This window comes from Methanogenium sp. MK-MG, from assembly GCF_009914725.1.
In the GTDB taxonomy this organism is placed as follows: domain Archaea; phylum Halobacteriota; class Methanomicrobia; order Methanomicrobiales; family Methanomicrobiaceae; genus Methanogenium.
Map to the genome: position 1 here is coordinate 1 of NZ_JAAAWJ010000034.1, position 19,304 is coordinate 19,304.

Annotated in this window: 21 protein-coding genes and 1 pseudogene; 13 read left to right on the forward strand and 9 right to left on the reverse strand. The window is 48.6% G+C overall.

Going from position 1 to position 19,304, the window contains the following annotated elements; translation table 11 throughout:
• The first annotated feature begins 58 nt into the window (after positions 1–58).
• The 3 genes from MKMG_RS06510 to MKMG_RS06520 are packed head-to-tail and all read left to right on the forward strand — an operon-like array spanning position 59 to position 1,896.
• Positions 59–772, forward strand: coding sequence for a TIGR00266 family protein (locus tag MKMG_RS06510; RefSeq protein WP_165076733.1), 714 nt, complete (start codon positions 59–61; stop codon positions 770–772).
• A gap of 7 nt (positions 773–779) precedes the next feature.
• Positions 780–1,055, forward strand: a complete 276-nt coding sequence (locus MKMG_RS06515; protein ID WP_165076735.1) for a hypothetical protein — start codon at positions 780–782, stop codon at positions 1,053–1,055.
• A gap of 52 nt (positions 1,056–1,107) precedes the next feature.
• Positions 1,108–1,896 carry a triacylglycerol lipase gene (locus MKMG_RS06520; RefSeq protein ID WP_165076737.1) on the forward strand — a complete coding sequence of 263 codons (789 nt, stop codon included), beginning with the start codon at positions 1,108–1,110 and terminating at the stop codon, positions 1,894–1,896.
• A gap of 160 nt (positions 1,897–2,056) precedes the next feature.
• Here MKMG_RS06520 and MKMG_RS06525 read toward each other — a convergent pair whose 3' ends face one another.
• Positions 2,057–2,914 carry a class I SAM-dependent methyltransferase gene (locus tag MKMG_RS06525; protein WP_165076739.1) on the reverse strand — a complete coding sequence of 286 codons (858 nt, stop codon included), beginning with the start codon at positions 2,912–2,914 and terminating at the stop codon, positions 2,057–2,059.
• A gap of 300 nt (positions 2,915–3,214) precedes the next feature.
• Between MKMG_RS06525 and MKMG_RS06530 the strand changes: the two genes are divergently transcribed.
• On the forward strand, positions 3,215–4,384 hold the full coding sequence (locus MKMG_RS06530) for an ATP-grasp domain-containing protein (protein ID WP_165076741.1): 1,170 nt from the start codon (positions 3,215–3,217) through the stop codon (positions 4,382–4,384).
• Positions 4,385–4,476: 92 nt separating this feature from the next.
• Here the strand turns inward: MKMG_RS06530 and MKMG_RS06535 are convergent, their stop codons facing one another.
• From MKMG_RS06535 to MKMG_RS06545, 3 genes are all read right to left on the reverse strand, one after another.
• Positions 4,477–5,046: a permease gene (locus MKMG_RS06535; RefSeq protein WP_165076743.1), complete on the reverse strand. Its 570-nt coding sequence runs from the start codon at positions 5,044–5,046 to the stop codon at positions 4,477–4,479.
• Positions 5,043–5,471, reverse strand: a complete 429-nt coding sequence (locus MKMG_RS06540) for a hypothetical protein (protein ID WP_165076744.1) — start codon at positions 5,469–5,471, stop codon at positions 5,043–5,045. Before MKMG_RS06540 ends, MKMG_RS06535 begins: the two co-directional genes overlap by 4 nt.
• A 235-nt stretch (positions 5,472–5,706) precedes the next feature.
• Positions 5,707–5,880 carry a hypothetical protein gene (locus tag MKMG_RS06545; RefSeq protein ID WP_165076746.1) on the reverse strand — a complete coding sequence of 58 codons (174 nt, stop codon included), beginning with the start codon at positions 5,878–5,880 and terminating at the stop codon, positions 5,707–5,709.
• A 240-nt stretch (positions 5,881–6,120) separates the two neighbouring features.
• Here MKMG_RS06545 and MKMG_RS11560 point away from each other — a divergent pair, with 240 nt between their 5' ends.
• Genes MKMG_RS11560 through MKMG_RS06555 form a run of 3 tightly spaced genes read left to right on the forward strand, consistent with a single transcriptional unit; the run spans position 6,121 to position 9,032 of the window.
• Entirely contained in the window at positions 6,121–6,798 is a 678-nt protein-coding gene (locus tag MKMG_RS11560; RefSeq protein ID WP_254059110.1) for a hypothetical protein, read from the forward strand.
• Between the two features lie 19 nt (positions 6,799–6,817).
• A complete protein-coding gene (gene cooS, locus MKMG_RS11565) occupies positions 6,818–8,110 on the forward strand; it encodes an anaerobic carbon-monoxide dehydrogenase catalytic subunit (RefSeq protein WP_254059111.1) in 1,293 nt (430 codons plus the stop codon).
• Positions 8,111–8,123: 13 nt separating this feature from the next.
• Positions 8,124–9,032, forward strand: a complete 909-nt coding sequence (locus tag MKMG_RS06555) for an AAA family ATPase (protein WP_165076748.1) — start codon at positions 8,124–8,126, stop codon at positions 9,030–9,032.
• Positions 9,033–9,271: 239 nt separating this feature from the next.
• Here the strand turns inward: MKMG_RS06555 and MKMG_RS11435 are convergent, their stop codons facing one another.
• The gene (locus MKMG_RS11435; RefSeq protein ID WP_216842881.1) at positions 9,272–9,682 is read right to left on the reverse strand and encodes a potassium transporter TrkG; all 411 of its coding nucleotides are present in this window, start codon (positions 9,680–9,682) and stop codon (positions 9,272–9,274) included.
• A gap of 86 nt (positions 9,683–9,768) precedes the next feature.
• Positions 9,769–10,107 (reverse strand): hypothetical protein, encoded by a 339-nt coding sequence (locus tag MKMG_RS11440; RefSeq protein ID WP_216842882.1) that lies wholly within the window; start codon positions 10,105–10,107, stop codon positions 9,769–9,771.
• 218 nt (positions 10,108–10,325) lie between these two features.
• Between MKMG_RS11440 and MKMG_RS06565 the strand changes: the two genes are divergently transcribed.
• Positions 10,326–10,964 carry a HEAT repeat domain-containing protein gene (locus tag MKMG_RS06565; RefSeq protein ID WP_165076749.1) on the forward strand — a complete coding sequence of 213 codons (639 nt, stop codon included), beginning with the start codon at positions 10,326–10,328 and terminating at the stop codon, positions 10,962–10,964.
• Between the two features lie 116 nt (positions 10,965–11,080).
• On the opposite strand, the gene MKMG_RS06570 is transcribed toward MKMG_RS06565, so the two are convergent.
• The gene (locus tag MKMG_RS06570) at positions 11,081–11,818 is read right to left on the reverse strand and encodes a winged helix-turn-helix transcriptional regulator (protein WP_165076751.1); all 738 of its coding nucleotides are present in this window, start codon (positions 11,816–11,818) and stop codon (positions 11,081–11,083) included.
• A gap of 17 nt (positions 11,819–11,835) precedes the next feature.
• The gene (locus MKMG_RS06575; protein ID WP_165076752.1) at positions 11,836–12,552 is read right to left on the reverse strand and encodes a hypothetical protein; all 717 of its coding nucleotides are present in this window, start codon (positions 12,550–12,552) and stop codon (positions 11,836–11,838) included.
• Between the two features lie 247 nt (positions 12,553–12,799).
• Between MKMG_RS06575 and MKMG_RS06580 the strand changes: the two genes are divergently transcribed.
• The 3 genes from MKMG_RS06580 to MKMG_RS06590 are packed head-to-tail and all read left to right on the forward strand — an operon-like array spanning position 12,800 to position 16,254.
• A complete protein-coding gene (locus MKMG_RS06580; protein ID WP_165076753.1) occupies positions 12,800–13,717 on the forward strand; it encodes an ABC transporter ATP-binding protein in 918 nt (305 codons plus the stop codon).
• The gene (locus MKMG_RS06585; protein ID WP_165076755.1) at positions 13,714–14,805 is read left to right on the forward strand and encodes an ABC transporter permease; all 1,092 of its coding nucleotides are present in this window, start codon (positions 13,714–13,716) and stop codon (positions 14,803–14,805) included. The genes MKMG_RS06580 and MKMG_RS06585 overlap by 4 nt, the downstream gene beginning before the upstream one ends.
• 9 nt (positions 14,806–14,814) lie before the next feature.
• A complete protein-coding gene (locus tag MKMG_RS06590; RefSeq protein ID WP_165076756.1) occupies positions 14,815–16,254 on the forward strand; it encodes an NEW3 domain-containing protein in 1,440 nt (479 codons plus the stop codon).
• Positions 16,255–16,355: 101 nt separating this feature from the next.
• On the opposite strand, the gene MKMG_RS06595 is transcribed toward MKMG_RS06590, so the two are convergent.
• Positions 16,356–16,778 (reverse strand): universal stress protein, encoded by a 423-nt coding sequence (locus tag MKMG_RS06595; RefSeq protein ID WP_165076757.1) that lies wholly within the window; start codon positions 16,776–16,778, stop codon positions 16,356–16,358.
• 550 nt (positions 16,779–17,328) lie between these two features.
• Between MKMG_RS06595 and MKMG_RS06600 the strand changes: the two genes are divergently transcribed.
• Both MKMG_RS06600 and MKMG_RS06605 read left to right on the forward strand, forming a co-directional pair.
• Positions 17,329–18,765, forward strand: coding sequence for a SulP family inorganic anion transporter (locus tag MKMG_RS06600; RefSeq protein WP_165076759.1), 1,437 nt, complete (start codon positions 17,329–17,331; stop codon positions 18,763–18,765).
• Positions 18,766–19,095: 330 nt separating this feature from the next.
• Positions 19,096–19,248, forward strand: a pseudogene (locus MKMG_RS06605) (transposase); the annotation flags it as partial.
• Positions 19,249–19,304: the final 56 nt, after the last annotated feature.

The following is a 19,304-nucleotide window of genomic DNA, read 5'->3' on the forward strand; positions in this document are numbered from 1 at the left end:
ATCTGAATTTGGGGACAAGATAAGAACCTTTTTACCATTTTTTTGCACATAAAGAATTATGAAATATAACCTGACCGGGGATAATCTGCAGTTTGTCACAATGGAAATGCAGCTGGGAGATAAGGTCTATGCAGAGGCTGGTGCGCTGATATATATGACCGGTAATATCAACATGGATGCAAAACTTCAGGGCGGGCTTCTGAAAGGCCTGAAACGGACCCTTGCAGGTGAATCCTTTATGGTGACGCATTTTACCAGTGCAGGCGGCCCGGGACTGGTCTCATTCGGTGGCAACTGTCCGGGAAAGATTGTAGCACTTGACATTACAGGAAAAGAGTTCATTGCACAGAAGGATGCATTCCTCTGCGCCGAAGAGAGTGTGAAATGGGAAATTGCATTCCAGAAACGCCTTGGTTCTACATTCTTCGGCGGTGAAGGGTTCATTCTCCAGCATCTCTCTGGTGAGGGCATGGTCTTTTTGCATGCGGCAGGCGATCTTGTGGAGATTGACCTGAAACCGGGTCAGGTCTACAAGGTATCAACGGCCCATGTGGTCGGCTGGGAGCCATCGGTCACCTATGACATACAGGCGGTAGGCGGGATTAAGACGGCGATGTTTGGCGGTGAAGGTCTCTTCATGACCACGCTCACCGGGCCCGGAAAAGTAATTATCCAGTCAATGACCCTGCCGCAGCTCGCAAATGCCGTGCAGCCCTTCCTCCCGACCCAGTCATCCGGAGGCGACAGCGGCGGATTTCAGCTGAAATTCTGATGTGCCTATGACAGAGACAAACAGCCGCAGCAGACGGGCAGGGGGAATCATCCTCCTTGCATGTGTCATCATTGCAATAATCCTGTTCGTACTGGCAAATCTGGGCATCATCGCAGCAGGCATCTTCATGTTCCTTCTTCTCGCTCTCATCGTAGTGGGCATCATCTGTATTGGAATCGCAGTCTTTGCGATTCCGATGTATATTATGAAGGATACCACCGTTGATCCCGGCAATTATGAACTGGACGATGTTGCACCGGTGAACGATGCTGAAGACCACTAAAGTCTTCATTTTTAAACGATGTACACATGATTGAGGAGTGACAGTATATATTATGCATAAGTGCTGTCCTGTTGTGCTTGTACATGGCTGGAAGAGTCACCCCGGGGTCTGGAAATCTCTCGTCCGGCGGCTGGAAGAGGAATCTTTTGTATGCTGGAATTTTAGCCATACCGGAATGCGGAATGCGGGTGGTGAAGAAATCGGTCGTGCCCTGATGGACTATATCCGCGGCATGCAGGAGGAGTACGCCTATCACGGGCCGGTTGATATTGTCTGCCATTCCATGGGCGCTGCTGTGGCCCGGTATATGCTGGAGGTGATGGACGGTGTCTCCTGCAGCGTTCCGGTGAGAAATCTGATTGGCATCGGCCCGCCGAATAACGGGTCATCGATGGCGGAACTCTTCAACGATCCCGTCCATGGGCCGGAAATCCTGCGGCAGCTGGCCGGCAGCTTTGTGCCACGCACTTATGATCCCATGGCAGACCGGCTGGTTCAGGATTTCCGATCAACCGGACCGTTTGTGCAGGCACTGCGGGATGCAGGCCTGCGCAGTGATATCAGGTACCGTGTAATTGTGGCAGAAAATGTAACCGGCACGCCGGATTTCTTCCCACTTTTCGGAGGGCAGACGTGGGCATATTCGTCCGGCGGGTGGCAGCAGACCGCTCACGGGGACGGCATTGTGCCCCATGCAGACTCCTGCATGCCGGGTGCCGAGGTGGCCGTGCTGCCGGACGACCCAACAGCGCTGGATGCTGCCGCAGCGGATTACTGCCATCTTCGCCTGCCGGGTAACCCGGAGGTGGCAGAACAGGTGATACAGTTCCTGCGGGAGTAGGACGGTTCTGTTATTTTTTTGTATGATATACTGCACCTGAAATCCTTTTTTCGGGAAAAATCGGGCAACATGATTTTGATGATGTCGGTAAAGGGAGTCTCACCCATGGTAACACATGACTCCATTACACCGTTATAAAAAAGGGAATAATACTACACACCTACTCATCCGCCGGAAAATCATTGACATCCCACCAGATTTTCATGCGGTGGGAATGGCCGGGCACCGTGACCGTATCTCCGTCATGTTCCAGGGATTGCATGATATACTCCCTGAGTAATTCTTCCTGCTCTTCGGTGGTGACAAGGTGCCGTGGTCTGAAGTATTCAATAGCTTCCTCTTCGGTTGAAAACCGGTAGATATGTTCATAGACAAAATGCTCGACATGCGGGTAGATGCCCATTTGATACAGGATACTGAAGATAATGTCGGATTTCGGTGACACCTCATACGCTGTCCCATGTAGTTTTGGCCAGAGGTCTTTTGCCATCTTCTCCCATGATGCCTCTCCTGCAAACCAGTAGATATAGACATACTGTGATGAAGCCTCGCACATCTTCGTTATCGCGGCTTTCATGTCGTGGACATCCAGAGAGAATGAGGCAAAGACCAGATTGTAGGGGCCTGAGAGGTCTTTTGCCACGTCCACATCTTCCCAGCGTTTCTGTATGCAGTCTGCGTTCTCTATTTCTTCGTCCCTCAGGTTCTCCTTTAGCACTGCAAACATACCTTCAGAGGGTTCAACCGCAGTCACATGACTGACCCGACGGGCGATGGGAATGGTGATGGCACCAGGCCCTGCCCCCACGTCAAGAACCCGTGATTCGGGTGTCAGAGCGAGTCCTGCAATGGTCCGGTTGACCCGTTCGCCGTTCTTTTCATATGACATCCGGTAGAATTTGCGGGCGGCGTCCTGTTCGTCCCACATGCCTGAAGTGTCTTTCCGCTTGTTGATCTCATGATTCTTCTGCCACTGCTCTTTCCAGCATTCGTTCCAGTCGATGTTTGTCTGCGTCATATCTTCTCCTCCGGTGTCAGGGAAATCTGAGTAATTCTCCGTATGGGTATTCAGGCGGCGGTGTTTTGCATGTGCAGAGTGTATAACCGCCAAAAACCATTGTTATACGGAAAATGAGATTGTTCTGAATATGTGTGATCTTTTCTCTAATAAATAAGGACACCTTTCGCCCCTGACATGAGGTGGTTTCTGTTCCATGTGAGCTGTCTGAAAGGGCCTTTTCAGGCTGGCACCTGATCCCCGCTTCCGCTACCATTTTGCCGGCATGGTTCAAATAGTCTGTACCCGGAGCTGTAACCTGTGATCATACTCGATGAACCCTATGTGTCCCGTTACCTGAAAGAAACCATTATCTCTGCCGGTCTGCCTGTTCTCAACAATGAAATGTCAGTGAAACAGGACTTTCCGGACGGGACCGTTCTCATGGAAGAAGGGGTATGTATCGCCCTGATGAAAGACAATCCCGAACAGAAACTATACAGCAATTCTGAACATGCCATCGGCTGGATTGCAGAGAATCTGGCATTTACCGGACTGCCGGAAACCATCACGCAGTTCAAGGATAAGGTGGCATTCCGTCGTCTGCTCCAGCCACTGTTTCCTGATTTTTTCTTTCGTGAGGTGGCAGCAGAAGATTTGGACAGTCTGGATATCCGCAGCATTCCGAAGCCCTTTATCATCAAACCGGCAGTCGGCTTCTTCAGTGCAGGGGTGCACATGGTCGCCTCAGACGCGGAATGGGGAGACGTTCTGTTGTCACTGAAAACAGAGATAAAAGAGCATTCATCGCTCTTTCCCCCGCAGGTATACAACTCTGCGACATGGATTATCGAAGAGTATATTCACGGTACTGAACTGGCAGTGGATGCCTGCTTTACGGCTGACGGTGAGCCGGTTGTTCTCAATATACTCTCCCATATGTTTTCATCTGACGCGGATGTAGACGACAAAGTTTACCTGACATCCAAAGCTATTATCAAAAAATACCTGTCACCCGTGACTGATCTTCTCCGTCAGATCCAGGCACTCACCGGCATCCGGAATTTTCCCCTGCATATTGAGCTGCGGGTAAATGAAGACGGGCATGTCGTGCCCATTGAAGTGAATCCGATGCGGTTTGCCGGGTGGTGTACGACCGATATCGCGGAGTACGCCTATGGCATCAATGTATACCGGGCATACTTTGAAGAGAATGCGCCGGACTGGGAATCCATTTTGGCGGATGACAACGGAGATGTCTATGCCATCCTCATCGTAAAGCCGCCTGCAGATATCTCCCCTGAGATGATCACCGGGTTTGATTACGATGGGTTTGTGGCAGGGTTTGCAGATCCGCTGGAGATGCGGCCGGTGGACTTTACATCCTATCCCGTATTCGGCTTCTTCTTTGCGAAACTGGAAGGTGGCGATCTGCGGGATGCAGAAGCATTCCTGCATGCTGATCTGCGAGAGTTTATCCGTGTCCGGTGACTGAAACCGCATGGTTTTGAACCAGGGGGGAATGGGGTGAGGCAGGCTTTGTTCTTGTCTGTCACAGCCTTTTCTGTTGTGTTACGATGTGCCTATTGTGATGGTTTGTCTATGGGGGCAGGCCTCTCTTCATCTCCTTCTGCTGCCTCACAGACAAGCCCGACCAGCACAGAAAACACAATCAGGTATGCGGTTAGGACTGCAGTATACAGGCCTCCGAAGTAGTAGATAATCACGGGAATGAACGGAAGTTTTACCGACCGCATATAGAGAAATACGCCTGCAAGGGCTGTCCTCATTCCTTTTTCCCGGAAGTCAGCGAGCATTGAATACCAGACATAGACAGGACCTGTTGCGATGATGCCGGCGATGATTGCAATAACCCACCCGGCCATTCCTGATTCTGAGCCGAGATGCTTTGCAATTGCTTTTGGTTTGATAAAGAGATTGACAAGAAACATCAGGACAAAGACCAGCACCATTACGGGGATTATCTGGCGGAGAATGCCGAAAAAGGTCTCCAGTGCACGGGTGGCGACGGATGCATCCATGATGGCAACAATGCAGTAGATGCCTGCGACAATACCGAGGAAGATGATGGAAAATCGTGAATTGTTCTCTTTTTCCCCGTTCCCCTTTTCCGTTCCATCTTCCTGTTTCACAGCATACCTCCGAGGAGGGAGAGGGTGCCTTCTGTCAGCATGGCAATAAGTATTGCAAAGACAAATCCGCAGAGATTGCGTGCAATCGCAAAGCGTTTCCCGAGGATGTTCATCTCTACCGGTAACTGGATCACGCCGACGGTGACCCACGCAACGATGAATGCGGTCACAGCGGTGATGCTGATGCCGGTATTCAGGAGTTCTCCCCCAATGACATAACTGGTTACCGGGTTTCCGGCAGCAATACTCCCGATGGCAGCACCTGCAACCGGATCAGCGACCAGATGGCCGGTAAAGGCCATTCCATACCACTCCGGCGGTATAACTGTCAGAAGAAGACTTACCAGCAGCAGGATGCCGAGGACCTGCGGGATCACCTGCAACATGGATCGGTATGTTTTCTCTGCACTGGCCCGAATATCCATATTGAATTGTATATAGGGAAGAGAGGGTTATAAGGAAAGCGTAAAATCCCTTGGTCTTTAGCCAAGGGGATGTAAGCGTAGTCATAGTCAATAATTAAAATACTTGTTGTGTTAATGTATTGTTATCTGATTGCGATAACCAAGCGATCATTTCACCTTCGGAACGAGGGGCTGGGTCTGTGGACTCGCGAACATAAGTTTGGGGTGTGAAGCAGGAAGCCCCTGAGTCTTTAGCTCAGGGGTAGTTCACAACAGTACAGTCAGGGGAGTCGTGTACCACTGCTCCGGCGATGGTGCCGGGGCAATAGCCGAGGTGGGCAAATCCCATCCCGAAGATGATGTCTTCGATGACCGTGGAGCCAATCGAGCCGGGCTTTGGGTGCAGTTCGATTATCCCTCTGCTTCTCATCGCATAGCTGCGCTGGCTGACCGGCTGTTTCTCTCTCTCTCTCCGGGCGTGAGCATGATGATGGCAATCACATCCCCGGTGCTGATATCTCCGCAGATGCTACACGCTGTGTACATGCGTCAGTAATCCGGTAAGGGCTCCCTGACATTTCATCTTTTCTGGAAAATAGCTATATGCAATGTCGTCCATTTTCACCTTTACAGGACTCAAATCCTGTATGATGGAACCGGGGAGTAAAGGATGGAAGATAAATTAAAACCGGTGCTTGTCGAAAAAAAGCTTGAGACATGTGAGATAGACCGGGCACGGATGAGCCTCATGGACCCCATGCTCATTGAGGAGAAGGTTCAGGAACGGACGATTGACGAGAAGGTTCAGGAACGGACGATTGACGAGACGGCACAGGAGATGCTCCGGCATACCCTGCGGGAGGGCATCGAGACGGTATGGGACCGCTACGATATGCAGCAGCCCCAGTGCACGTATTGTGCCAGCGGCCTTTCCTGCATCCGCTGTGCGATGGGACCGTGCAGGATCATCCCTGATCATAACCGCGAACGGGGAGTCTGCGGTGCGGACAGGGATCTCGTCGTCGCACGAAATCTGCTCGACACCATCGCAACGGGAGCCGCGGCACACTCGGATCACGGCCGCGACATCGTCGAGACACTCTACCAGACAGGAAAGGGAACGGCTCAGGGATACAAGATATCCGACCCTGCAAAGCTGAAGCGTATCGCCGGTGAACTCGGGGTGACAACGGAGGGGAGAAGTGACGAGGAGATAGCGGTCGATGTCAGCCTCGGGCTTCTTGAGGAGTTTGGGACGGTAAAAAACGAGATCTGCTTTTCAAAACGGGCTCCCGAACAGACACAGGCAATCTGGGACGCCGCGGGCATCCGGCCGCGGGAGTGTTGACAGGGAGATCGTGGAGGCCATGCACCGGGTCCACATGGGAGTTGGGGCAAGCTACGTGAATATCCTCCTGCACGGCCTGCGGACAGCTCTTGGCGACGGGTGGGGTGGTTCGATGATGGGAACAGAGATCTCCGATGTCCTCTTCGGGACACCAAAGATCAACCAGTCGAAGGTAAACCTCGGTGTCCTGAAGGAGGACTATGTCAATGTCTCGCTGCATGGCCACAATCCGGTGCTCTCGGATATGGTCGTCAGGGTCTCGGAGGACCCCGACATACAGGCGCTTGCAGAGGAGGTGGGGGCAAAAGGTGTCAATCTGATCGGTCTCTGCTGCACGGGAAATGAACTTTTGATGCGAAAGGGTGTCCCGATGGCGGGCAACCACTTAAACCAGGAACTTGTGATCACCACCGGGGCCCTTGAGGCGATGATCATTGATTACCAGTGTATCTTCCCCTCGTTGCCGCGGACGGCAAGCTGTTATCACACAAAAATCGTCTCGACGAGCGAGAAATCGAAGATAGTCGGTTCGTATTACTACGACTTCAAACCAGAGAATGCCTATAATACGGCAAAGGCCATCCTGAAGATGGCGGTCAACAACTTTCCGAACAGGATTCCTGAAAAGGTTATCATTCCCGGAAAACCGGTCGACATGATGGCCGGATTCTCGGTGGAGGCCATACAGGAGGCCCTCGGCGGGACCTTCCAGCCGCTCATCGACGCCATTGCTGCCGGTAGGATCAGAGGAGTGGTCGGTATCGTCGGCTGCAACAACCCGAAGGTGAAGCATGATTACGGACATGTGACCCTTGCAAAGGAGCTTATAAAGCACGATATCCTCTGTGTTGAGACAGGGTGCGCCGCGATCGCATCGGGAAAAGCGGGGCTTCTCATGCCCGATGCCGCATTTCTTGCCGGGCCGGGGCTCAGGGAAATATGCAAGGCCCTCGACATCCCGCCGGTCCTGCATATGGGGTCATGTGTGGACTGTTCACGCATCCTTGTCCTTTTGGCAGAGCTGGCAAGGGCGCTGGGTGTCGGCATCCATCAGCTCCCGGTGGCAGGTGCCGCACCTGAGTGGTATTCGCAGAAGGCAGTCTCCATTGGTTCCTATTTTGTTGCCTCAGGTGTGTATACCGTTCTTGGGGTGATGCCCAATATCACCGGCAGCCAGAACGTGACCGAGCTTCTCACAGGTGGAGTGATCGGTGTTGTTCATGCGAACTTTGCCGTGGAGCCGGACCCCGAAGTGGCGGCGAAGCTGATCATCTCGCATATCGACGGGAAGAGAAAGGAGCTCGGCCTGTAGGGGGAGAAGTGGGATGGCCGACAAAAAATCCGGGATACAGGAGGCGGCGCGCTACTTCCGGACCCACCGGGCACCGTATCAGGGAGATGGCATGCGGATTGTCATTGCCGGCAAAGGTGGGGTGGGAAAGACCACCACCTGTGCCATTCTGTCATCCATCTTTGCCGAAGGTGGCATGAATGTCCTTGCTGTTGACGAAGACCCGCAGCAGAACCTCGCCTTTTCCCTTGGATATCCCCCGGAATCTGCATCAGAGATTGTCCCCCTGTCGAAGAATGCAGTGTATATCGAGGAGAAGGTCGGAGTGCGCCCGGGGTCCGGGTGGGGGGGGATGCTCCGGCTCAATCCGAAGGTGAGCGATGTGGTGGATCGGTTTGGCATTGCCATCGACGACCGCATCAGCCTGCTTGTGATGGGAAGCGTCTCCACCGCGGCGGGTGGCTGTCTCTGCCCGGAAAATGCCCTTCTGGGCAGTGTCCTCCGTTACATCCGCCTGCGGCGAAACGAGGTGATACTGATGGATACCCAGGCAGGGGTCGAGCATTTCGGCCGGGCGATGTCGGACGGGTTTTCCCAGGCGGTGGTGGTCACCGAACCCTCATTCAATGCCTACAGTGTCGCCGAACACTCAGCATCCCTTGCCCGTGAACTCGGGATCAGGCATGTTCATCTGGTGGTAAACAAGGTCCGTTCGGAGTCGGATGTCAGGAAAATTGAGCAACTCTCCGGCGGAGTGGTGAAATTCACCTCGGTTCACTATCTTCCCTACAATGAACAGATCATTGAATCCGAGCCTGCTGTAAGATGTGTAGGTTCGGGAAAGACTGAAAATCCTGTTACAGAGTCCCTGCGGGATCTCTGCCAGGATATCTGCGCCGCGTCAGAAAGTAGTGAAAAAAATATCATGTCCGGGCCTTTCTGAACAGCATGGGTCCGATGACAATTGCCGTTCACAGATGCATCAGGAATGATTATCCCAGGCAAAATCCGGTATGCCGGGCCCGGCAAAAAAGAGAAGGCCATGGTGTTTCAGGATTCCTGTGGGATCATTGCAGCATCACATGAATGATACCGTTGCTGTATCCAACATCAGTGATGATAATATTGGCCCTGTCCACCATCACCTCGTTGAGTATGTCATTTTAGGCAGTTTCAGTTACACTATCTCTTCACCCATGTTCTCGGGAATGCCAGGATAAACAATGGCACGATTTCAATCCTTCCCAGGAGCATATCAACAATTAATACTCCTTTTAAGAGAACTGGCATCGCAGCACTGGTGATGCCACAGGAGAGGCCGACCGTCCCGAGGGCACTCGATACCTCGAAGAGGGCATTGTCAAGTCCGAAACCATAGAGCATAAAGATGAAACTGGAACTGACCAGTACCAGGGAATAGAGAAAGACAAAAGTGAGAATATTGTAGACCGCCTCGGTCTCAATCACTTCTTCCCCCAGTTTGAGCGGTGTCAATGCTTCACGGGGCAGGAAATAGCGGATAAAGACCAGGTGCACCACTTTTAACAGGATGACGAGCCTGAGAATCTTAATGCCTCCCGCCGTTGACCCCACCGACCCGCCCACCCACTAGAGCCAGGACCGGGCAAAGAGAAATGCCGGACCCACTGTTGCAGGAGCAACAGAGAGACCGGTCGTCGTCACCCCGGAGACGGCCTCAAAATAGGCATCCAGAAACGGCATCCCTGTTGAGAGAGTGAAGGTATGGCACTCAGCAGTGCTGCAAAGGGGAAAATAACCGCTGCAATGATGAGGGCCTCCTTCCACTCCAGTTCCCCTTCCGGCAGGAGGCGGTGGAAGAGATATCCCAGGAGAATGATAGAGGACCCGATTATCATGTAGATACCTGCAGTTGTATATTCCTCGAAATACAGTGCAACAATGAGCGGCACTAAAAGCATGGCGCCGGCACCCATCACCAGGACGGAGAGATATTTCAGGACGACAAGCGGTTTCACCGGGGAGACCAGTTCATACATACGGACACCCTCCTCTATGGAGAGAGGGTTCTTAATGTTTCACCTGAATCATGGTCCTCGTCTGCGGGATGATATGAGCAGGACAGAACCTGCCTTGATGACCTCCCGTTCATTCTCCGTGATTTTTATTCTGGCAGCATTTTTACAGAGCCGAATCATTCTCTCGTTTTTGGATCATATTTAAATATTCATTTACCACAATGGCGTTGTGGTCTAAGATGCAACATCCCGCTAAAACCACTGAAGAAGATGATCTTTCAAAAGAAGATTATGAAAAAAAAAGACGAGACAGCATACAGAAGCTAATCAGATACCTTGAAAGTGACAATCTTCTATTCAGATGGAAAACAGCTGAAATATTAGGTGATATGCACGCCAAAGAAGCATTAGAACCTCTAATCAAAGCTCTTTCGGATGAATATGTCGACGTAAGCTGGATCGCTGCCAAATCACTGGGGATGCTTGGTGACAGAAGAGCAACCCTCCCGCTGATACAATGTCTCGACAGTGAGGAGCAGTGGCTGAGGAAGGGTGCGGCAACAGGTCTTGGGATGCTTAAAGATAAAACGGCTGTTGAACCGCTCATCAGACTATTAAATGACGATATAACAAAAGTCAGAATTGCTGCCATAAAAGCACTGGTGTTAATCGGGGATGAACGTGCAGCAGGATCCATTATCAGGCGCTTAAAAGACAGCGAGAAACAAGTTAAAAACGAAGCTGTGGATGCACTTGTAATTTTTGGAGGAGAAGAAGCTTTCAAAGCGCTTAAAGAATCTCTCGCGGACCCTGATATCAGAGAAAAAGTTGATTGGGCGATCAAACGAATCGAAAGCAAAGATGAATTGATATCATAAATATACAAAAATAAGTCTCAGAAAGTCATCAGATACGTATCAATAATTACTGAATTTGTCCCTGTAATATTCATATAATCCTTCACATCATTCAGGGTTTTGTGATAAATCATAGATTAACACGGCGGCTCAACACCGGTAAAGTGGTGAGTCTTTGTCATCACGGTTACCGCATTCTCACTGATACGATACTGCACAAAACGGCCTTCATTCCGGACATCAATCACCCCGTCCTCCTCAAGGCGTTTCATATGCCATGTTATGGTGGAACCCGTAATGCCAAGTGATTCAGAGATATCTTTCCGGGTGGCAGACGGGTTTGCGGCAAGAACCTCAAGAATCTTTCGCGTTGTTGAATTTCGCATATGCTTAAGCACATTCTGCTGTGATACAGAGTATGTCCCGCTGTTTTCAAAATAGTGGGTATGTCCCCTCTCCTCAAGTATCGCGAGGTTATGGTTTTTACACAGCTGATTGATATGATAGCGAAGTGTGCCCAGGCTGACATCAGTCTCCTTTACAATGGCACGCATGTGTATACCGGGATTCTTCCTGATGCAGTCATAGATTTTTCGGCGGGTATCATTTTCAAACACATTGTCCCCGCTCACACGGCTGAGACCGAGGAACGCCCACCATTTTACAACAAAAAACACCTCTGCCGGCAGACAGGCAAACTGCAGGATAATGATCCAGAGGGGTAAGTCCCAGAACGAAACAGGCTGTGGGTATACAGGCGACCCTTCCGGTGGATGTTCATACGCTGAGTGAACAAAATACTGATTGGCCGAAACTCCGGGTGAAAGGAGACCCAGAACAGCAATAACCAGCACAATATACCAGATCTTTCTCATATCATCCCCCCTCACACTCAATAATAATTGGTGAAATTAAAGTTGCTATATCCACCGTTCAGGTTGGTAACCTGATAATACCACATACCTGCTGTCAGGTACTTAGAAGCAGAGATATCGAGATATATTCGTTGATCAATCTTTCCGTCATCAGAATCCTCAAACGGCCCCATAACTGCATCGGGCGAAAATACCGTCAGTTTGTATGCCACATCCCTGCCCGCCCAGTTCAGATCGATCCAGAGGTGCTGCTTTTCATCCGGAACACTGAGCTGGAAATACCGGTCCTGACTTTCATCATACGCAAAATTGTTTGCCGGCAGGGTATTCAGTGCTTCCATCGGCACATCACCCTGTGTGATTAGATAATACTTCAGATCCATAACCGAAAGTATTGCACTCAGCAGCCCGTCCTCCAGATGCACCTGCATGGAATTGCTATTCTTCCAGTCCATATCAGAATATTCAGCAAATTCAGCATCCGTTAGATTCACCATTGAAACACCGCCAACCACTATATCTTTGGCAGGTATGCATTCCTGAAAAATGATGTCTGTTTCCAGTGTTGAAAAAAAGGGAAAACCGATTTGGAAATTCTCACGTTCGGCTGAATGAATGACAATAACATCTTTGTAATAAGGGAGAGAGTCACTGTCATCAGCTGTAGCTGGCGCGACAAGAATAAAGATCAACACAAAAAGGGTGGCCACCCGGTGTATCATTGCAGTAGTCATTGACGAGATAAGGCAATAAACAATATGGCACAATCATCTACATGACCTGGTGCCCCCACGTCCTTTTGTTTCTGTTTCAGTTGTGCTAAAATCTCCCGCTTCAGGCATGTTCAGATATAATGTTTGTCGCACACACATCACCACTTTACCCAACGTGTTCATGACTGTGCGATAATAGCTATAATACATAGTGACCCAATTTTATCTGTCTCTACATGGGTATATCGCAGAGAGACAGTGAAAAAATATGATTACGTTTGACCACCTCTCAAAAGAATACAACGGTGTCTATGCCGTCAATGATCTCAGTTTAGAGATCCCGGGTGGTGAGATATTCGGCCTTTTAGGACCAAATGGTGCTGGCAAAAGTACCACAATACTGATGCTGACAGGCCTTATCGAACCCACAGCAGGGAGATGCCTGATAGATGGCATTGAAGTTGCAAAAAAACCGATAGAAGTCAAGCACCGTATCGGCTACATGCCTGAGGATGTCGGATTCTATACAAATCTCTCGGCCAGCGAAAACCTCGACTTTTTTGCCCGTTTGTATGGCCTTGATGCCTCCGCAAGAAGATCACGCATCGATGAACTGTTATCACTCGTGAATCTTGACGGAGTTGAAAAACTGGTTGGCGGCTACTCAAAAGGAATGCGCCAGCGCCTTGGGATTGCAAAGGCACTGCTCAACGACCCGGCCGTCATCATACTTGACGAACCGACGGCAAACCTTGACCCGCAGGGCGTTGCAGACTACCGCAGAATTATAAAACAGATGGCGGCAGACGGAAAGACAGTCCTTGTCTCATCACATATTCTTTCAGAAGTAAGTATGGTGTGCACCTCCATCGGTGTGTTATCTCAGGGAAAACTTGTGGCAGAAGGCACATGGAAAGATCTTACACGGGTGCTTCAGGGGGAACAGGTGACAATTCTGGTGGAGACGCGCGATTCCATGCCGGAATTCAGCCACCCTGACCTCATAACGGCAGAATATTCCAATGAACAGCACGAAGCTGTGATCACTGCACGCTCTGACATCAGAGATGATATCGCAGACACACTCCGGGAAACAGACGTGATGATACGCCAGCTTACTCTCGACCGGTCGACACTTGAACAGGCTATCCTCTCATATTACAACACAGGGGATGAACAACCATGAAATCAAACGGACTGCCGGTGATCGCACGAAAGGAGCTACGCGATCACTTCAGGAGCAGAAAATTTCTGCTGATCTTCGGAATATTCCTGATCATAACAATCATTGGAATGGTCAGCGGCGCAGCACAGTATAACAAGGATCTGCAGAGCTATAATGACCGCCAGTCTGTCGCAGATGACGACGAATACAGCATGGGATTCGGATGGGGAAAACCCTCCATAATGTCCATCTACCTGGGAGTCAGTGGACTTATAGTAACCCTCGGAGCGATTCTTGGTATTGCAATGGGATTTGATCTGATATCAAAAGAAAAAGAGACCAAATCTTTAAAGATACTGTTGTCACATCCGGTATATCGCGACGAAGTCATAAACGGAAAAGCGCTTGGCGGCCTTATGGCACTTGCCATCGCACTTGGCATTACGTTTATTGTCACCTTTGCCATCCTTCTGATCTCAGGAATTGTCCCTGAAGGCGATGAACTATCAAAGATCCTGGTATACGGCGGAGCGGCATTCCTGATGATACTCTCGTATTTCGCCCTGTCACTCTTCATGTCCACCGTAGCAAATGACAGCGGCAAGGCTCTCGTCTATACGCTGGTCATCTTTGTCGCCCTTATGAGCATGCCGATGCTGCTGAATGGGCCGGTAATGAATATGATCATTGGTGAACCACCGGAATACCCTGAGGAGGCGATTTGCTCCAACACTGGGTATAGTAGCATGAAAGTAGAATATTCGGTAAGTTCCGGGGATGGTGTCTTTGAGGAACCTAAACCCGATCCCGTCTGGGAAGAATACCAGAAGAGATCTGATGAATACTGGAATAAACGGCAATCAGTATCGGATTTTATCACACTAATTTCACCAACGATGAATTTGCAGACGATCTCATACAAACTGCTGATACCGGATTACAGCAGGATGATGTCAATGGCCTTCAGTTCCGCTGAACACGATGGCTCTGAGATGCCGGAAACAGATGTATTTGCAGATATTTTTAAGAACATCATCGCACTGTTTGCCTTCCCGGCACTCTTCCTCGGGCTTGCCTACGTGCGGTTTATGCGAATGGATATCAGATAGGAGGGGAATATGAAACAGATTAAATATTCAATCCTCATCATCCTCTTCCTGCTCACCGTCATACTTCCGCTGCCGGCAGCAGCCGAAGAGAGTTCTGAGGGTCGCGACATTCAGATCCAGTGTCCTTTTCCGGGCATTGTACTTGAAGCAGGGGAGAACGCAGAATTTGCACTCACACTGACGAACAACGGTGACGCATCTCCAAAGAAATTATGGGTCGAGACCTTCGGTGAATCGTCAGACTGGGAGTATCAGTTCCTGAATGGTGAAACTGAGATCACCCGAATCTCAATTCCAAAGGGTTCAAGTCAGGACATTCGTTTCATAGTAAAAACGTCATCAGATACGCCTGTTGGTGAAGGCTATGTAAAAGTTCATATCGGAAATGGATACTGCTGGCTATACATAGAGATCTCAGAGACACATGCAGGTGAACGCGGTATATTAAAACTGACCACGGTCAATGAACTGGGGGAAGCCATCAAAGGTGCAACGGTCACCGTCATGCAGGGAAAAGATACTGAACCGGTGATGGCTATTAAAACCTCCAATGATGGCAAAATCAGGAGCGAGCTGCCCCATGGTGAATACACCCTCCATATCAATAAGGAAGGGTATCACAGTGCTCTCCCGGTAGCAGTCAAGGTCAGTTCTGGTCTTGAAACGGATGCCGGAAATATCATGCTCGAAAAGATGAACAATGCCGTCGAAATATCCTATAAGACTCTTTCAATAACCACATCCATCGGCAAAAACCCGGTATTCGAGATGAAACTTAAAAATATCGGAAGAGCCGACAGTACATTCACCCTTCATTCCAAGGGTCTGCCTGAAAACTGGTATACACGGTTTAAGGAGGCTGAAGATTCAGCAGAAAGTATGTCTGAGATCTTTATCTATGCCGGAGAGGAAAAAACATTATATCTCGAAGTGATTCCTTCATACGGAGAGGAGACCGGCGATTATAATTTCACCTCTGTCGTGACCTCACAGAGTGGTGACGATTACGATGAGGAACTTGACATTACTCTTCGCGGGGAGTACATCCTGAAGGTATACACTGATAAATACCGCTATGAGCTGGGCAAAGGCGATAAGGTCACCTTTGATGTCAGACTGAAAAACACCGGAAGTGCGGGTTCACTGACAAACATCAAACCGGAGATCTCCGCACCTGAGGGCTGGAAGGCCACGATATCACCAAAGACCATTGCCAGTCTGGAACCGGGCGAGAGCAATACGATATCAGTCACCCTCATCCCACCGTCAAGCATCGCTGCAAGTGAATACAAGATTAGCCTGAAGGTCAAATCCGATCAGGTTGAAACAAGCGATGATTTCCGCGTGGTTGTCAAGGAAAGTTCGATTGTTACCATACTCGGACTGCTCATGCTCGTGGTGGTAGGGGGCGGTGTCTGGTATGCGTTCAGGAAACACCAGCGACGCTGAGTCCGGATAACACTCCAATCACCAAATATATTTTTTTGACATTATTTTTCCGGATTTTGTTTCAAAAATGTACTGAATTAATTTTTTAAAAAATGCATTTTTTATTTTACAATCAGAACCGGGCATTTTGCATGATGGGTTACTTTCTGACTCACACTTCCCATAAATACCCCCTTTAGAGTACCAAGACCGCGACTGCCGATGACAATCAGATCAGCTTTTTCCTTTTCGGCCATTTCTATTATTTCAGCTGCGGGATCACCTATTGCAACCTTTAACGTATATGCCAGACTTTCCGTTTCAAAAATGTCCAGCGTATTTTTTATATCGGATTTTGCATCCTCTTCAAGAAGGGAATGCACATCAAAATTTGCCTTTGCCATTCTGGATTGTGAAGGCGGGGTATTTATGATATATACTAAAATCACATGTGAGGATAATTTCCGGGCAAAACCTGCCGCCTCATCGGCCGCACGTCTTGCATTTTCAGATCCGTCAGTTGCAAGTAGAATTTTTTCATACATGATATTATTACTCCGGTAAAATCCCTTCCGAAAATGCCAATGATGACTTGTCTAAAACCGCAAAGTATTCCGCTTCATGACACTCCACGAATTCACGATATATTTTTATTTACCCTGCATAAAGAAATAACGATCAGGTAGATTGACTTTGTAAATCACTCTGTGATTTGTCATCAAAACGCGAGAGGCTGACGCCTCATGCACGCTTATTATCAAAGCAATCAGAGATATTCATTATTTCTGGCAATATGTGATATATTCAGGATGATCCTGAAGATTTAATAAAATATAGGAGCGGGATTTTCTCTAAATGACATTTCACATGGAAATAAATGTTATTTCCTGCGGAATAATTAACAATGCAGATGGCGATTATTATTGATATAATAAAAATGTCACACAGAGAGATATTTTAAAAACTGTAAGCCAATTGTTAGAATAAAAACGGGTTTTGAGTAATATAATTTTTTTAAATTAAAAAGTTAATATCCCGCAGAATCCTGTAAAATACGCAAATAATCAATATTCAAATTAAACGGGGACACTTTTCTTGAACGCGCAAACAATAAAAGATGAATGGCTTTCAAATATAAGAGGTGACGTACTTGCCGGAATTACTGTTGCACTTGCGCTGATTCCTGAAGCAATTGCCTTTTCAATCATTGCCGGCGTTGATCCAATGGTCGGTCTGTATGCCTCATTCTGTATTGCAGTTGTAATATCCATTACAGGCGGAAGACCAGGCATGATCTCGGCTGCGACAGGTTCGATGGCACTTGTCATGATTGTTCTTGTACGGGATTTCGGGCTTGAATATCTCCTTGCAGCAACCGTCCTGACGGGAATGATACAATTTGCCCTTGGTCTTTTGAAAGTGGGACGTTTTATATCATTTATACCGTATTCAGTAGTACTTGGCTTTGTAAACTCCCTTGCAATTTTGATATTCCTCGCCCAGATTCCGTTTATAATTGGTGCCTCGCTTCCTGTTTATCTCATGACCGCAGCAACAATTGGAATTATATGGCTTTTGCCTCGTTTTACAAGAGCAGTCCCGGCACCTCTTATTGCCATTATTGTTATGACTGCAGTTGCAATTGGGACGGGGTTACATGTCCTGACAGTAGGAGATTTAGGCACAATTACAAAAGCACTTCCTCTGTTTCATCTTCCGATGGTGCCGTTAAGCATTGAAACGCTGCTGATTATTCTTCCGTATTCTGTAACGCTTGTTATCGTAGGGCTTCTTGAATCGCTACTTACGGCGTCCATTATTGATGAAATGACAGATACTAAAAGTAATAAAGACCGGGAAGTGAAGGGGCAGGGCATTGCAAACTTCATTACAGGTTTTTTCGGAGGTATGGCCGGTTGTGCAATGATTGGCCAGTCCGTCATCAATATAACTTCCGGAGGAAGAGGAAGGCTTTCTTCGATGACTGCCGGACTGTTCCTGATATTTTTGATCATTGTTCTTGGTGATATTGTGGCACAAATTCCCATGGCAGCACTTGTCGGTGTCATGATCATGGTTGCAGTCGGGACATTTGAATGGCAGTCAGTTAAGGATATTTCCAAAATACCAAAGAGCGATGCATTTGTCATGCTTACAACAATTGCCATTGTTGTCTATACCCATGACCTGGCAAAGGGTGTTTTAACCGGTGTTGTGCTTGCCGCCCTTGCAATGGCTTGGAAAATGTCAGTCATTTCTGTCTCTGGCAGTAAAAGAGAAGACGGAGTTAAAATTTATACGGTAAAAGGACAGTTGTTCTTCGGGACAATGACAGCATTCATTGACCTTTTTGATTATACAGGCGATCCCGACAAAATTGAGATAGACTTTCAAAACTCCCATATATGGGATCATTCTGCGGTTGAGGCAATTGCCAGGGTAATCGACAAATATCAGCAGGAAAATAAGTCGGTTTATGTCACCGGTCTTGATATTGAAAGCCAAAAGACGCTTGACAAAGGATTTTCCTGAAACGATCCGGCATAAAGGCTCCTTCATTTTTTTCCCTCATAAAAACCGGTCGGTAAATATTTTTTGGTCAAAAAGATCATTCATTCCGGTAAATGGTAAATTAGGGAGGGGGATATTCAAATGACATCCATGCCATGAAAAATGCAATGTGATATAGGTGAGAATATTTTAAAAATTATGAGCAATGCGCACCGGGACAATATCAAATCCCACAAAAAAAAGATGTCCGCCTTTTTAACTTGCGGGGTGAAGGGGCAGAGCGGGAAGTCCCGGGTCTTTAGGCCGGGGATGGAAGCAGAGTCCCTTCCTCACTGCGATAATTATATTTATGTGTCGTCACGCAAATTGCGTCAGGAATACCCTGCAACCAAAGAGCTGTTATGTGGTGATGCGTTCTGGTCGCCTTCATATTTCCTTGCAACATCCGGGCAGGTTAGTCCTGGCGTTCTGAAAAGTTACGTTGATTCCCAAACGGAGAAATAAATGATCGTTTCCTACAGGTATCGAGCATATCCTGGTCCAGCCGCAGAGACGCGACT

Bases quoted from the DNA above. Each gene is read 5' to 3' on its own strand.
- cooS (WP_254059111.1), top strand. From the start codon at position 6,818: ATGCACCGGGTCCACATGGGAGTTGGGGCAAGCTACGTGAATATCCTC.
- MKMG_RS06540 (WP_165076744.1), bottom strand. From the start codon at position 5,471: ATGGATATTCGGGCCAGTGCAGAGAAAACATACCGATCCATGTTGCAG.
- MKMG_RS06510 (WP_165076733.1), top strand. From the start codon at position 59: ATGAAATATAACCTGACCGGGGATAATCTGCAGTTTGTCACAATGGAA.
- MKMG_RS06580 (WP_165076753.1), top strand. From the start codon at position 12,800: ATGATTACGTTTGACCACCTCTCAAAAGAATACAACGGTGTCTATGCC.
- MKMG_RS11440 (WP_216842882.1), bottom strand. From the start codon at position 10,107: ATGTATGAACTGGTCTCCCCGGTGAAACCGCTTGTCGTCCTGAAATAT.
- MKMG_RS06545 (WP_165076746.1), bottom strand. From the start codon at position 5,880: ATGAGAAGCAGAGGGATAATCGAACTGCACCCAAAGCCCGGCTCGATT.
- MKMG_RS06590 (WP_165076756.1), top strand. From the start codon at position 14,815: ATGAAACAGATTAAATATTCAATCCTCATCATCCTCTTCCTGCTCACC.
- MKMG_RS06555 (WP_165076748.1), top strand. From the start codon at position 8,124: ATGGCCGACAAAAAATCCGGGATACAGGAGGCGGCGCGCTACTTCCGG.
- MKMG_RS11560 (WP_254059110.1), top strand. From the start codon at position 6,121: ATGGAAGATAAATTAAAACCGGTGCTTGTCGAAAAAAAGCTTGAGACA.
- MKMG_RS06565 (WP_165076749.1), top strand. From the start codon at position 10,326: ATGCAACATCCCGCTAAAACCACTGAAGAAGATGATCTTTCAAAAGAA.
- MKMG_RS06595 (WP_165076757.1), bottom strand. From the start codon at position 16,778: ATGTATGAAAAAATTCTACTTGCAACTGACGGATCTGAAAATGCAAGA.
- MKMG_RS06520 (WP_165076737.1), top strand. From the start codon at position 1,108: ATGCATAAGTGCTGTCCTGTTGTGCTTGTACATGGCTGGAAGAGTCAC.
- MKMG_RS06585 (WP_165076755.1), top strand. From the start codon at position 13,714: ATGAAATCAAACGGACTGCCGGTGATCGCACGAAAGGAGCTACGCGAT.
- MKMG_RS06515 (WP_165076735.1), top strand. From the start codon at position 780: ATGACAGAGACAAACAGCCGCAGCAGACGGGCAGGGGGAATCATCCTC.
- MKMG_RS06575 (WP_165076752.1), bottom strand. From the start codon at position 12,552: ATGACTACTGCAATGATACACCGGGTGGCCACCCTTTTTGTGTTGATC.
- MKMG_RS06525 (WP_165076739.1), bottom strand. From the start codon at position 2,914: ATGACGCAGACAAACATCGACTGGAACGAATGCTGGAAAGAGCAGTGG.
- MKMG_RS06570 (WP_165076751.1), bottom strand. From the start codon at position 11,818: ATGAGAAAGATCTGGTATATTGTGCTGGTTATTGCTGTTCTGGGTCTC.